The following is a 14,204-nucleotide window of genomic DNA, read 5'->3' as shown; positions in this document are numbered from 1 at the left end:
AAACTATAAACACAGTTCATTAAAGTTGTTTTATAACGCGTTTGTTACGAATATTCCGTAGGGCAATAACTTGCTAGAACCAAATACACAAAGCCATTGGCGCTCAAAAATTACGCTAACATTTTTTGATGATCTATTTTATAAATCATAGTGATAAAGATGCCCAACCATTTTTATTGCCAATAAAAAATGTGATGAACTGCGAGAAAAATGTGATCAACCTTTTCTTTGATGGAGTTACAACAAAATTTTGCTGCTGATCTCTTTGTCTATGGTAATGTATCCTGGGTATTTAACCAAGCTTCCACTTACCATGATAGAAGGTTTAATTTTAATGGTAACCAATCCTTTTGCTTCTGTTCCGTTTGATGCACTGGTTAAAAACTGTGTCACATCATCTAAGATCTTCGAATTGGAAAGAAATTTATAGATATTGGTATTTAACGCCAAAGGTACAACACTGGTTTCACCTGCGGGTATAGCTACCCGTTGATCTACCGTACCATTTATGATTTCTTGTTTGTTAATTAAAACGATATACTCAAAGTTGTTAATGGCTGCCAAAGAATTCGATGGATTTTTAATCTCTAATTTTAGATCTGCTCTTAGTGGAATATCTTGTCGTAAAAAAGCCAATGCTAAAGCTGGTGCATTAATCAAGTTCAACGATTTACCTGCAATCAATTTCTTAACATCTGTACCAGCTAAAGTAATGTTATTGGCATCAACCAATTTATATTCGCACTTTTCTAATGCTTTAATTTGTTGTGCTTGTTTATTGATGCTGCAAGAAGATAAAACTGCTGTAAATAGCAGGAGGAAAAAAAATTTATTCATGCTCTGTTAACGCTAATATGGGAGCAAAGGTATAAATGATCTCTTGATTAAGGCTTTATCTATACAACTATTTCGCTTTTGACGAAAGAAAGTTTAAACTGAGGAATGGGAGTTGGACTCATCTAATTTTTAACCTGCATCATTTAACAAACAAGCCAACAAATCTCGTTTTAAGGTCAAATTGTTACGAAACAATCCGATACTGCTCTGAGGTTATGCTAAAAATTAGTTAATTTACACCATTAAAATACGGTATGAACTCTCGGATCTCTTTTTTTATTTTATTGTTATTCCCTTGTTTTTTAAAAGCACAGATGCAACAAATGAATGCTGCAGAAATTGCTTTAGGCCTGGCTAAACTAGGTGTTAAGGGAAGTGTTTTATACATTGCCGCCCACCCAGACGATGAAAATACACGTTTGCTGGCTTATTTAGCTAAGGAAGCAAAAGTAAGAACTGGCTACCTCTCTTTAACCAGGGGTGATGGTGGTCAGAACTTAATTGGCAATGAACAGGCAGAATTGTTAGGCTTAATTAGAACCCAAGAACTCCTAGCTGCCCGTAACATTGATGGCGCCGAGCAGTTTTTTACCCGTGCAAATGATTTTGGTTTTTCTAAAACCTCTGATGAGAGTTTTAAGATTTGGGGCAAGGAACAAATCTTAGCCGATGTGGTTTGGGTCATTCGCAAGTTTAGGCCCGATGTAATTATTACCCGTTTTCCAGAAGATGCTAGAGCAGGTCATGGGCATCATGCTGGTTCTGCAATTTTGGCCAGAGAAGCCTTTAGTGCCGCCGCCGATCCGAAACGTTTTCCTGAACAGTTAAAATATGTACAAGTTTGGCAAGCCAAAAGAATAGTGTGGAATACCTTTAATTTTGGCAGTACCAATACCACTGCTGCCGATCAGCTTAAAATGGATGTTGGCCTATTTAACCCATTATTAGGCAAAAGTTATGGCGAAATTGCAGCAATTAGCCGTACCAACCACAAAAGCCAAGGTTTTGGTTCTACCTTACAACGTGGCGAGGCTTTAGAATACTTTAGTCATGTAGCTGGCGATCCGGCAAAAAACGATTTATTAGATGGCGTAAATACGGCAATTGACAACAAAGAAGTAGCCACACTCTTGAACCAGATTCAATCTAACTACCGCAGCAATGCCCCTTGGTTAGCTTTACCAAATTTATTAAAACTTAAAAAGTTAACACAAAATACTTCATTTAACCATCAGTTGGTAGATGAGCTTATTTTAGCTTGCGCTGGAATTTGGGTAGAGGCCAATGCCCCAGAAAATAGCTATGCCGCTGGCGATACTATTCCTGTAAGAGTTCAGGCCATTTCAAGAGTAGCTGCAACATTCCCTTTGTCTGTTACATTGAACATCGGAAATAAAAATACCATTTCATTAACCCCAAATAAATTGTCGGTTACCGAAGCTAAGGTTAGCTCTTCGGCCAGTGACCTTACACAACCTTATTGGCTGGCCAAAAACCATCCAATTGGACAGTTCGTTATCGCTTCGCAACAAGAAGTAGGTTATCCTGAGAATCCAAAATCGTTAAGTATTAAACTCCAATTGACCATTAATGGAGAAAAAATTGAACTTGACCAACCAATTGTATATAAATCAACAGATCCCATTCGTGGCGAGCAATACCAACCTTTAGTACTGGCTCCTACAGTTACGGCAACGTTAAGTGAAAAGGCTTTTATGTTTAATGGCACCAATGCCAAGACGGTTACTGTTCAACTTAAAAGTTTCAGAAACAATAGCTCAGGCGCTGTCACTCCACAATTGCCAAAAGGATGGAAAAGCAATCCCGAAAAAATAAATTTCAATTTAACCCGCAAAGGCGATGAGCAGACCATTAGTTTTACCATTACTCCTGGCAATGAAACCAATAGTGGCAATCTGGATTTACAAGTAAACGTAAATGGAGCAATCGATAATAAGGGGTTAAGAACCATTAGCTATGAGCATATCCCTAACATCACTATTTTTCCGCAGGCATCTGCCAGAGTAGAAAAAATTGATTTAAAGATTGTAGGCAAACGTATTGCCTATATTGATGGTGCTGGCGATCTGGTGGCCGATGCATTGAAACAGATTGGGTACGAGGTAACCCGACTTAGCCCAGCTCAGGTTTTAACTAACGATCTTTCAACTTATGATGCCATTGTAACTGGTGTACGCTTATACAACATCAATGACGAGGTTAAAAGCATTCAACCAAAGTTATTGAGCTATGTGCAGAACGGCGGAACTTTGTTGATCCAATACAATGTAAACAATGGCCTAAAAATGCAGAATATTGGCCCATATCCTTTCAAATTGGCCAACAAAAGAGTTACAGAAGAGGACGCCAAAGTAACGTTTTTAGCACCTACGCATCCGGCATTGAACTATCCGAACCAAATCACAGCCAAAGATTTTGAAGGTTGGGTACAAGAACGAGGTATTTATTTTGCCACAGATATAGACCCTAAATACACCACTATTTTTAGCATGAACGATACTGGCGAAACTGCTAGTGACGGATCATTATTGATTGCTGATTATGGAAAAGGGAAATTCGTTTACACCTCTTTGGTATTCTTTAGAGAATTGCCTGCCGGTGTACCTGGTGCCTACCGTTTGTTTGCTAACTTATTAGCACCAAAACAACCTTAATATGAAAACGCAGCAACCAGAAAAGGATTTACCACCTTTCGTAAAAAGTTGGAAACAGTTTTATGGCCTGCTCATTATCTGGCTTATTTTACTCATTGCTTTGTTTTATGCTTTTACTAAATATTTCGAATGAGCTACATTGATTGGGGCGTACTAATTGCAACTTTATTGCTTATTGTGGGTTATGGCGTTTATAAAAGTCGTGGTGCACAAAGCATGCAAGCCTATTTATTGGGCAACCAAAGTTTACCTTGGTATACCGTTTGCCTTTCGGTAATGGCTACACAGGCCAGTGCAATTACCTTTCTTTCTGCGCCAGGTTTAGCCTATACCTCAGGAATGAGTTTTGTACAATTCTATTTTGGCTTGCCATTAGCAATGATTGTACTCTGTATTACCTTTGTACCCATCTTCCATCGATTAAAAGTATATACCGCATACGAATATTCGGAGCAACGTTTCGACCTTAAAACAAGGGCTTTAACTGCGTTTCTATTCCTTATTCAGCGGGGCCTTTCTACCGGAATTACCATTTATGCCCCGTCTATTATCTTATCTACCATTTTAAACATCGATACCACCTACACTACTTTATTTATTGGTAGTTTGGTTATTTTTTATACCGTTTACGGGGGTACAAAAGCTGTTTCTTATACCCAATTGCTGCAAATGAGCATTATTTTTTGTGGGCTATTTGCGGCAGGTATCATGGTGGTACATCTCTTGCCTGGCAATATGGGTTTTAGCAAAGCCATTTCTATAGCTGGTAAAATGGGCAGAACCAACGCCATTGATTTTAGTTTCGACTGGAACAACCAATATACGGTTTGGAGTGGTTTGATAGGTGGTTTTTTCCTTCAGCTTTCTTATTTCGGAACAGACCAAAGCCAGGTAGGCCGTTATTTAACCGGAGCTTCCATCAATCAAAGTCGCTTGGGTTTACTGATGAATGGTTTGGTTAAAATTCCGATGCAATTTCTTATTTTACTGATTGGCGTATTGGTTTTTACCTTTTATCAATACAACAAAGCACCGCTATTTTTTAACAGTTACGAGCTGAATAAATTAGAGCAGAGCCCTTATAAAGCAGAGCTGAAAAAAATACAAAGTGATTACGACCAATCTTTCGAAAGTAAACAAATAGAGGTAAACAAGCTCGACAAGGCCTTAGATGCGAATGATCAAAAGGCCATAGATCAACAGCGAATTGCCGTTAAAAAGGCTGATGAGCAAAACAAGAGCATTAGAAAGGATTTAACAGAGTTGATGTTAAAGAACGACAAGAAAGCCGCTACTAATGACAACAACTATATCTTTTTGAGCTTTGTTACCCAATACCTTCCAAAAGGATTGATCGGTTTGTTAATTGCCATTATCTTTTTAGCTTCTATGGGCTCTACTGCAAGTGCTTTAAACTCTTTAGCTTCTACCAGTGTAATCGACATCTACAAAAGATTGATCAATAAAGATGCGACAGATCAACAATATGTAAATGCATCTCGCTGGGCAACCATTATTTGGGGTGTAGTATGTATCTTAATGGCTTTATACACCAGTAAGATTGGTAATTTGATCGAGGCTGTTAACATTTTGGGTTCTTTCATTTATGGAACCATTTTGGGTGTTTTTATCGTAGCTTTCTACTTAAAGAAGATAGACGGAAAAGCCGTATTTTACGCTGCTATTCTTACAGAAATTGTAGTTTGTATCTGTGGTTATTTACAAGTGGTAGCCTACTTATGGTTAAATGTAATTGGTTGTTTATTGGTGGTGATATTTGCCTTGCTCATCCAACAGTTCAGAAACAAAAAAACCGCTGAAGAAATTCCAGCGGTTTAAAAATTCTTATCATGGTTGAGTTTACCAAAGCATGGAAGATAAATTCAACTCGATTATACTCTTGAAATTGATCAAATGACAGGTGAAAATATAACGCTATTCCATATTACATTTTCCATCTCCCATCTTACCCCAACCTATTTTTTAGCCTCAGCCAAAAGTTGAGAATTTAAACGGATATACTCATCGTTTTTAACTTCGGTAGCTAAAGTAATTCCTTCTTTTGCGGTTGCCTGAGCAGCTTCTTTATCACCTAATTTCAACAATATACGACCTTTCCATAATTTCACCCATGGTGCTTTTGGATCGCCTTTTTCAGCTTCGTTCATCCAGATCAAAGCTGTTTTTAAGCTTTTACCATTTTCAAAATAGTAAATTGCCGATTGCATATAAGGTTTTCTCTCCCCTTTCATGGCTTCATCAATATTGGCCATTACTTTCTCGTCGATAGAGGTCGTTAAGTCAATTGATAACGCAGTATTTTCCCACATCAACTGTAATTGTGCAGAAGTTGGCAATACATTGGCAAATTGAATGGTAAAGGTTTCAACTTTGTCTTTTAACACTGTTGGTTTTACTTTAAAACGTAAAACATCATCAGATTCTTTGTAGGTATAAGCACCCCATTGTTGTGCTGTTTTACTCAAAATAACAGTCCATTCAGTTGGGTTAGGGATGGTAAACAAGCCATATTCTCCGGCCGGAACAATTTTTCCATTCAGGTTTACCGACTCTGTCAATTTAATAACTGTTGCCGAGTTGGCACCTGTACGCCAAACAGCACCATAAGGTTCCATTCCGCCAAATATTTTACGGCCTTTTGTATTTGGACGAGAATAAGTGATGGTGATTTTTCCTAATCCAAAATCTTGGATCAGCGTTTGGCCACTACTTGCTTGAGGTAGTTTAACCCCTTGGGCATTTACCTCTAGTTGCATTCCCAATACTACTAAAAGCAATAAAATAGTTTTGATTGTTAATTTCATTTTTTTTTATTTTAAGTTTTCGGTTTAAAATTAAGCATATCCCTACATATTTAATACAGTTAAAATACAGGGCTGTGTCAAGAAAAAAGCAATCTTTAAACTTACAGTTGAATTGCCTTAACTTGCCTAAAATTAACCATGAATACAGTAAAAGGAGCAGCACAAGAAACAATTGCCATTTTAGGGTGCGGATGGTATGGGTTTGCCCTAGCCAAAAAGTTAAGGGATAGTGGCTACAAAGTTAAAGGATCAACTACTAGCGAAAACAAGTTGGCTCCTTTAAAAGAAGCTTGTATTGAGCCCTACCTTGTCAATTTCGAACTGGAAAATATGGCTTTTGATGACTCCTTTTTTGATTGTGACATTTTAATCGTCAGTATTCCACCCAAAAGAAGTTCGCCTAACTTAAAAGATTTCCCTACTAAAATTAAAGCTATTGTTACCGAAGCGGAGAAAAAGGGAGTGAAGCAGCTCATTTTCATCAGTTCAACTGGTGTTTACCAAGATGGCAATTTTAGGGTTGATGAAACGATCGTTCCTGAACCAGATACCGATTCTGGAAAAGCCATGTTCGCCGCAGAACAGCTCTTAAATGAAACAACATCGTTAACAACAACCATTATCCGCTTTGCTGGGTTAATTGGTCCCGATAGGAATTTAGCCAAACACTTTGCAGGTAGAATTGCTATTCCAAACGGGTTGGCACCCATCAACCTCATTCATCTTGACGATTGTTTAGGCATTACCTTATCCATTATCAAACAAAAAGCTTTTGGCAACACTTACCATGCGGTTGTTCCAGACCACCCCACAAGGGCAGCATTTTATACCTCAGCTTGTGAAACCAGTGGTTTAGCTCAGCCTGAATTTGTAAGTGAACTTTTATCTTGGAAACAAATAGACAGCAGCAATGTGCCCACTATTTTAGGATATCAGTTTAAAATTAACAATTGGGATAATTGGATAGCAAACGGAGCTTAAGCCGTTGCCAATTTACTTACATTACGATAAGGGAATGCATTAAAGATATGTCTTCTGGCAAATCTACCTGGCGAATCTGCATTGACCAATTTGATATACATTGCTCTTGGCACATCAAAATATTCATACCCGCTACCATCAAAAAAATCGATGCGTAAAATTTGGTCTTTGTATTGAAAATCTTGAATATTAGATAAAGTAGTAGTTTGGATATACTCCTCTTTAGCATGTTCTAAAGTTTCTGGAGCAATACTTACCAAGAAAGTATAAGCTTCGATAATTTCTTTGCTTTTTTCTTCTGCTGCCAATTGGCTTTCTGCACTTTCGCTAAATTTATCAGGGTGCCAATCTTTCATCAAGCCTCTATAAATGCTCTTGATTTCTTTCAGCTCTGTAGCTTTAGTAACACCTAAAATTTTTCTGTAATCTCCAACCTTTTTCATAAATTCTTTTATATGTATTTGTTTATGAAATGATTGCAAAATTTTAAAGCACAGCCTTCAGGGAAACAATTTTTGTGCAAAGGTACACTTTTTTAAGCAAAATTCTAAGAGTGGCTCAACTATCTTCTGCAGTAAGTGAGTTATTTCCCTTTAATCCAATTAACGATATCATTGATCAAGGTTTCAGACACATTAACTGGAACTTGATATTGGGTACCATTACTTTTTTCAGTTTGCGGGCTTAACAAGTGGTTCAGTTCTGGATAGAGCTTAAAAGTTACATTTGGCTTTTTGGCCAAACCTGTCTCCCATAGTTTATAATTTGCTTCCGCAACCTGAATATCATTACCCCCTTGGACAATAAAAATACGTTGTTTGGTGAGTTTTTTTGCTGTTGCGATCTGGTCATAAAGGTTCAAATCTATCCAATATGCGGCAGGTAAACCAATAATCAAAGAGTCTGCTTTAATTGCATTCAATTTGGTCAACTTGCTTCTACCAATTTCTGTTACGGCATCTTCTAATAGCTTCTTCCCAGCCACTGTGGTATCATTTGCCAAAGAGAACATGTATTTATTTTGGTCAAGAATAACATCTCCCAACTTTACAGCCGGGGCCTCTGCCAATATAAGGCCAGCAAGATCAGGCGTTAATGTAGCAATTCTTGGCGCCAACATTCCGCCTAAGCTATGTCCAAGTAGGTAAATACCTTTGGGATTAACTCCTGCAACGGTTTTGGCCATTGCTATGGCAGCAAGCGCATCATCTATAACTTCTTCTTTTACCGTAAATGCACCACCAAACTCACGGGCATAAACCAAAGTTCTTTTTACATAACGAATGGTTCCAATGCCTTTAGAAGCCAGTCCAGAAGCTAAATCTTTAAAAGGTTTATTTGGGCCAACTGTTGCATCCATATCACTCGGACCTGAACCATGCAGCAAAACCACCATTGGAAAGTTTTTTACATTTTTTGGCGTAGTAATTACCGCAGCTAACTGGTGACCAGGCGTTTGGAGGTATACCGATTTTTCTTGATACAAGTTGGTATCTGCATAAATAGGCTTGGCATAAACAGAAGCATTTGGAGGCATGATGAAACCTATTATTTTTTCACCCTTTCCAAAAAAGACCACAAAATTTTGTTTATCCTTTTCAAATTCTCCTTCTACGGTAACGGCATAATATTCTCCCTGTAGCTTGCTTTGAATTGCATCTAAGGTTACAGGCTTACCTAACTTGGTGGTAATGTTCTCCCAAAGTTGCTTAAGGTTATCTGGAGTAATCTTTGCTTGCTCCGTCTCATCAAAAAGTTGATGGGCTTCAGTAAATTTCTCTTCAGCCATATAGATAAAAAACTGATTTGCTTTACTAAACAGGCTTAACACATTTTGCGAAAAAGAAGCAGTACTTACAAAAAGTAGAACAAGCAATAAAAAGGTTTTCTTCATAATATTAGTCATCACACACAGGGTGAGATTCAAAGTTAATAATATTTCAACTGCTTTAATGTTAAAAACTGTGAAATAAAAATGCCGCTCAAACTCATTTAAGCGGCATCAAATTCCAGTTGCTCAATTACAATAATTCTGCTTCAATGGTAATGGTGGTATTTAATAGTTTAGAAATTGGGCAATTGGCTTTGGCATCGGCTACCAACTCATCAAACTTTTCTTTTGATAGTCCTTCTGCTTTTACCTTCACTTCTAAATGGATATCTACAATTTCTCCCTTTTCTGGATTAAGGTTTACAATTGCTTTGGTGGTCAATTCTTCAGGCGTAATATTTTCTGCCGAAATGTTAAAACTCAATTTCATGGTAAAACAACCAGCATGGGCCGCAGCAACAAGCTCTTCGGGGTTTGTGCCTACACCTTCTTCAAAACGGCTTTTGAAAGAATATTGGGTTTGATTTAATGTTCCACTTTGTGTGGTCAACGTTCCTTTTCCATCTTTTCCGGTGCCATTCCAAACGGCAGTTGCATTTCTTTTCATATCGATTGTTTTTTTATTTAATGAAAGTAATTTGGAGTTACAATTGTTTGGCTGTAACTATTATCTGACAATAAATTTACATCATATTTCTTACAAACAAATTATGCTTATAATATCATCTCATTAAATATATTTGTAGTAAATTAAATGTTATAACATCTTGTCAAAAAACACTAAGAAATACAAAAATATATTGGTTATAGAAGATAACCATGCCATTTTAGATGTTATAACTTTGATATTGCAAAGCGAAGCATACAAAGTAGCAGGCCTAAATAAAAGTGCGGAAATGATGCAGCATATAGACAGCTTCCAACCCGACCTGATGATTTTGGACATTATGCTGCCTGATGGCGATGGAAGAGAGCTGTTGAGCCAAATCCGTACCAATACCAAAACGGCAACTATCCCTGTATTGATGATTTCTGCCAAATATACTGCCCAAACGGTGCAACATGGCGATCATAAACCCAACGGCTTTTTAGCTAAACCTTTTGACATTGATGACCTTTTAGATAAAATTGAAGGCATTTTAGCCGGAAAAACTTATTCATAGTTATTTTAGTTTAACTATAATAACCTTTTCACAAATTTACACTCCAATTATGCGGGGTTAAAAATGCCAATTATCAACGTTACAATTGACATGATAAACGCAAAGATCGGTACGATTGACGTTATATATCCCAAAACAAATGCAACGTTCGCAAATTTTAGCATTTTCATTTCTTTATCCGGAAACAACTGTAGCCCGTATGCTATAATAGGGATTACAGCAATAAAGTATACACCTTTAAACAGTTCAATCTCTATAAATAGGGTTGCCAATACCGTATAGACGATTGCAATAAACCACCATATTTTGTTAGGCTTTGAGCTGTTTGCTTTTGTTAGTGCAATCAATCCAAAAAAACTCTGCAACGTAAAAATTGAAAAAGCACAAAGCATATCATCTACACCTTTTCCATCATGATTAAAATAGTGCTTGTAAATAAAGACAATACTCATAATGACACTAATTGCATTAATCACCAATAGTGGTTGCTTAAATTGTTGTATTTGTTGATCGATAGCTGATGATTTCATCTTTGTCTATTTTATTAATTGCATAATCATTACGTAATGGGTACATATCCTCAAGTGTTATAAAAATATTAAACGCCCCGTAAATGGGGCAATTAATTTAGGTGTTAACACACTTAACTAAAACTCAGTAATACAGCCAGATACCCCAGCTGCACTTTTCCTTGTCTTTTCTATTTCCTCCCAGTTTTTATATGGCAATTTGTATCTTTCGTCGAAAAAATAAAGTCTCCATCGCCAAAAAGCCAATGGATTTTTTGAGAACAAACGATAGTGCTTTCTATCTTTTAAATCTGGCTTTTTTAGCAAACAATGTGCCTGTCTCCTTTTTGCCATTTCAAAATCACGACTCATAAATTCATAGAAGGTACTTGTTCCGTCGCTATTGCTGTACCTATAATGTTTTTGATCAAGGAAAAATCTGAAAATTCCAGTAAATGGTGGTATGTTAGACACAATGATAATGGACACAAGTATGATCCAAAGTTTTTTTCTATTTTTCATACATTATTTAGCTACATTTTGGCACCCTGAACCCATTATTTGAACAAAGGGGTACAAGATTATATCAGTTTATCAACTGTAAATGTTCAATAGACTTAATCGAATATGTTATAAACTTGTTTTTAAACAGTATCATTCAAAAATTGTCTACAATACAATTCTTTTGTTAGAAATCTCTGGTACAGTCCAAAGTATCTGTACTTTTTTCTCTTAATTTCTCAATTTCTTTCCAGCTTTTGTAGGGTAGTTTGTATCTCTCATCTACAAAGTAGCTTCTCCAACGCCAAAATGCTAGAGGGTTCTTCCAAAATAATCGATATAGCTTTTTATCTGGTTGGTTTGGATAAGCAATTAAACAATCACGATGTGCCGCTTTTGGCCTACCCAATCCTGCTCCTTTAAATACAGGTTCTTCAGTAGTACTACTTCCGTTATAATTACTATATCTATAATAACCTTCATCTGTAAATATGTGAAAAAGGGTTCTGAATATAGAGAAATTAGAAATGATGCAAAAAGCAAATACCCCTATCAAAATTTTTGTTCGTGTTTTCATTTTTAATTACATGTTGTACTCTCTGGTCCATTTCCTTTAATCAAAAAATTGCCAGACTCCCATACTGCTTTCCCAAATCTTATAGGGTTGAGTGCCTATCTGTATACTTAACGAATAGCTCTCATTCTTTTGATTAAATGAATAACCATACTCCTTTGAATACATGCCAAACCACACTTTTGGTATATTTGATATGTAATATGGCTTTAGTTCGGTTAAAGAGTCAGGATACTCCCCTGTTTTTAATTTGTATTGCTCTAATGATTTAATCAGTTTTTCTGCATTAAGTTCATTTCTATCTGTTTGATAATTAACTAGCTGAAATAACAATATAAAACTAACAATGTAGACCGGCAATGATAGAATTAGGATTACTCTCTTTTTGAAAACACCTATAAAAAAACAAATCAAATAAATGAGGGCAAATATGATGGACAAACTCAATGCTGTTGGGAACTTGTCTTCATCTTCATGCCAAAAATGAACCAATGAAAATGGAACCAAAACGCCTAGTATACATACAATTTTTGATTTCATAATTTAATGAGCTGAATGTTTAAGTTTGCTATGTGCCTCTTTTTTGCCATCTCAAAACCACGACTCATAAATTCATAGAAGGTACTTGTTCCGTCGCTGTTACTGTATCTGTAAAGTTTTTGATCAAGGAAAAATCTGAAAATTTCTGAAAATGGTGGTATGTTAGACACAACGATAATAGAGACAAGTATGATCCAAAGTTTTTTCTATTTTTCATAAACTACCTCATTACATTTGATGCTGCTTAGATTAACTGTTTTTTAATGATGAAATAATATCTAATACGTTATGAATAAACCTTCATCTCCTTTAATAATGTAATCAAAAGAAAGTATTCTAGCGTTTTTTAAATAGAAATACATTACTGGTTTATTTTTGCTTACCAAAATGAAAACATCCTTAGTCATTTTCGAAAACCTAACCTTATTGTTTTCATAATTGTTGTATGCTACAATATGAAAATCTTTTGGATCAAATAATACACTCTTTTCCTTTTTTATCTTTTTTAAATGCTTCGCCAAAATTTTTATCCGAGCGGACCTGGTGTATTTTGCATTGTCAACGGGCTCAAAATAGATAAAGTTATCAACTACAGACCCTAGAGTATTCTTCTCTAAAAAAATAGCCTTTACAAAGTGCTCTACGGTAGAAATTTCAGCTTCTCTTCTACTCTGACTGAAAGTGACAGCTACGTTAAACAACAGTACCGTAATCAACAAAATTAATCTATTATTTTTCATATTAACATTCTCTTATACGAAATTACATAACCACATTAATAGAACATTACATCTGGTCTATTGCCTCTATTTTTTAACTGGCTTGCCATCAATCTCATAAGGCATTAGTTGTATGTCGGCTAAATAATTGGCAAGTAAAAGATCTCGTGGCGGGGTATTGATCTGTCCTTTATTGTTATAACGGAAATGATAGCTAAAAGCCCCACTTACAATGCCAGTGCCAGGTATGTAGGCAAACCTATCTATCCCTCTTTCATTATTTTTTCCATCGATTTTCCACGAAGCCAAAGTCCAAAATTTATAAGCCGTTTCTCCATTAATCATAATACTTTTATCTCTAAGCAGTATGGGCTGATTGTAGGCATAATAGGCATTGTAAAAATCCGGCCCATCGCCAGCATTAAAAGAAGGATGGTTAAATCGTTTTGTATACTCTTCCTCAAATTTTTTCAATGGAAAAATAGGAACATCAACATTAATCTCAAAAAACTGACTTAGGTTTGGAAACATGTTTATCACATGCATTTCAGAGTTATCAGCCTGAATTTTAACCAATAAAAAATGTTCCATCAAAGTTGGAGATAAAGGGGTATAATACTTACCATCTCTTTTGATAATCGGCTTAATGGATTCACTCTTCATTAATGAGGCCTCTAAATCCCTATTTATCCCACTTCTAAAATACGACAATCCAAATCTCGTTCCTGCTGCCCTGTATTGGTTATAAACTGTATCAGGCGCAATCAATTTATGCCTTATAGTATCTAATTTAACCTCTTGCCACTTTGGCTCCCTATATCCCAAATCTGGTAATGCTGTAAAAAGAGTAAACATATTGGTATCTGCATCAAAAAAAACGTTGAAAAGTTCGGCCTTATAATTGCCATCAGCACACTTGATATGATTAAATCTGAAACCTTTTTCCTTGCCTTTTTCCAATAGAAAATAAGCTATCTTACTTTGCGCATTTAGTTTCGTAATTGTCCCTAATGTTAATAATATTAATGCTATTACAAATCTTTTCATAA

The 14,204-nt window shown here is 36.1% G+C and carries 16 protein-coding genes; 5 read left to right on the top strand and 11 right to left on the bottom strand.

Annotation, left to right across the window (positions count from 1 at the left end; genetic code table 11):
* Positions 1-237 precede the first annotated feature (237 nt).
* The gene (locus tag AQF98_RS17555) at positions 238-837 is read right to left on the bottom strand and encodes a lipoprotein (RefSeq protein WP_055133271.1); all 600 of its coding nucleotides are present in this window, start codon (positions 835-837) and stop codon (positions 238-240) included.
* A 254-nt stretch (positions 838-1,091) separates the two neighbouring features.
* Between AQF98_RS17555 and AQF98_RS17550 the strand changes: the two genes are divergently transcribed.
* Genes AQF98_RS17550 through AQF98_RS17545 form a run of 3 tightly spaced genes read left to right on the top strand, consistent with a single transcriptional unit; the run spans position 1,092 to position 5,351 of the window.
* Positions 1,092-3,512: a PIG-L family deacetylase gene (locus AQF98_RS17550; protein ID WP_055133270.1), complete on the top strand. Its 2,421-nt coding sequence runs from the start codon at positions 1,092-1,094 to the stop codon at positions 3,510-3,512.
* Between the two features lies 1 nt (position 3,513).
* On the top strand, positions 3,514-3,645 hold the full coding sequence (locus AQF98_RS22390; RefSeq protein WP_255352936.1) for a hypothetical protein: 132 nt from the start codon (positions 3,514-3,516) through the stop codon (positions 3,643-3,645).
* Positions 3,642-5,351, top strand: a complete 1,710-nt coding sequence (locus AQF98_RS17545; RefSeq protein ID WP_055133269.1) for a sodium:solute symporter — start codon at positions 3,642-3,644, stop codon at positions 5,349-5,351. The genes AQF98_RS22390 and AQF98_RS17545 overlap by 4 nt, the downstream gene beginning before the upstream one ends.
* Before the next feature lie 137 nt (positions 5,352-5,488).
* On the opposite strand, the gene AQF98_RS17540 is transcribed toward AQF98_RS17545, so the two are convergent.
* On the bottom strand, positions 5,489-6,337 hold the full coding sequence (locus AQF98_RS17540; protein ID WP_055133268.1) for a DUF2911 domain-containing protein: 849 nt from the start codon (positions 6,335-6,337) through the stop codon (positions 5,489-5,491).
* 138 nt (positions 6,338-6,475) lie between these two features.
* Between AQF98_RS17540 and AQF98_RS17535 the strand changes: the two genes are divergently transcribed.
* Entirely contained in the window at positions 6,476-7,318 is an 843-nt protein-coding gene (locus AQF98_RS17535) for an NAD(P)H-binding protein (RefSeq protein ID WP_055133267.1), read from the top strand.
* Here the strand turns inward: AQF98_RS17535 and AQF98_RS17530 are convergent.
* The 3 genes from AQF98_RS17530 to AQF98_RS17520 form a co-directional block, all read right to left on the bottom strand.
* A complete protein-coding gene (locus tag AQF98_RS17530) occupies positions 7,315-7,761 on the bottom strand; it encodes a KTSC domain-containing protein (protein ID WP_055133266.1) in 447 nt (148 codons plus the stop codon). The two genes, AQF98_RS17535 and AQF98_RS17530, sit on opposite strands and share 4 nt — an antisense overlap.
* Positions 7,762-7,901: 140 nt before the next feature.
* Complete coding sequence (locus AQF98_RS17525) at positions 7,902-9,212, bottom strand: DUF3887 domain-containing protein (protein WP_055133265.1); 1,311 nt, start codon at positions 9,210-9,212, stop codon at positions 7,902-7,904.
* 127 nt (positions 9,213-9,339) lie between these two features.
* Entirely contained in the window at positions 9,340-9,756 is a 417-nt protein-coding gene (locus AQF98_RS17520; protein ID WP_055133264.1) for an OsmC family protein, read from the bottom strand.
* 160 nt (positions 9,757-9,916) lie between these two features.
* On the opposite strand from AQF98_RS17520, the gene AQF98_RS17515 reads away from it, so the two are divergent.
* Positions 9,917-10,312 (top strand): response regulator transcription factor, encoded by a 396-nt coding sequence (locus AQF98_RS17515; protein ID WP_055133263.1) that lies wholly within the window; start codon positions 9,917-9,919, stop codon positions 10,310-10,312.
* Between the two features lie 47 nt (positions 10,313-10,359).
* On the opposite strand, the gene AQF98_RS17510 is transcribed toward AQF98_RS17515, so the two are convergent.
* From AQF98_RS17510 to AQF98_RS17485, 6 genes are all read right to left on the bottom strand, one after another.
* Positions 10,360-10,842, bottom strand: a complete 483-nt coding sequence (locus AQF98_RS17510; RefSeq protein ID WP_055133262.1) for a hypothetical protein — start codon at positions 10,840-10,842, stop codon at positions 10,360-10,362.
* A 117-nt stretch (positions 10,843-10,959) separates the two neighbouring features.
* On the bottom strand, positions 10,960-11,343 hold the full coding sequence (locus AQF98_RS17505; protein WP_152969751.1) for a hypothetical protein: 384 nt from the start codon (positions 11,341-11,343) through the stop codon (positions 10,960-10,962).
* A 166-nt stretch (positions 11,344-11,509) separates the two neighbouring features.
* Positions 11,510-11,899, bottom strand: coding sequence for a hypothetical protein (locus AQF98_RS17500; protein WP_055133260.1), 390 nt, complete (start codon positions 11,897-11,899; stop codon positions 11,510-11,512).
* A 36-nt stretch (positions 11,900-11,935) separates the two neighbouring features.
* Complete coding sequence (locus AQF98_RS17495) at positions 11,936-12,436, bottom strand: hypothetical protein (RefSeq protein ID WP_055133259.1); 501 nt, start codon at positions 12,434-12,436, stop codon at positions 11,936-11,938.
* Between the two features lie 278 nt (positions 12,437-12,714).
* On the bottom strand, positions 12,715-13,176 hold the full coding sequence (locus AQF98_RS17490; RefSeq protein WP_055133258.1) for a hypothetical protein: 462 nt from the start codon (positions 13,174-13,176) through the stop codon (positions 12,715-12,717).
* 66 nt (positions 13,177-13,242) lie between these two features.
* A complete protein-coding gene (locus AQF98_RS17485; protein WP_055133257.1) occupies positions 13,243-14,202 on the bottom strand; it encodes a hypothetical protein in 960 nt (319 codons plus the stop codon).
* Positions 14,203-14,204: the final 2 nt, after the last annotated feature.

This window comes from Pedobacter sp. Hv1 (assembly GCF_001412215.1).
Taxonomy (GTDB): Bacteria; Bacteroidota; Bacteroidia; order Sphingobacteriales; family Sphingobacteriaceae; genus Pedobacter.
This window is presented reverse-complemented; position numbering and strand designations above follow the sequence as displayed.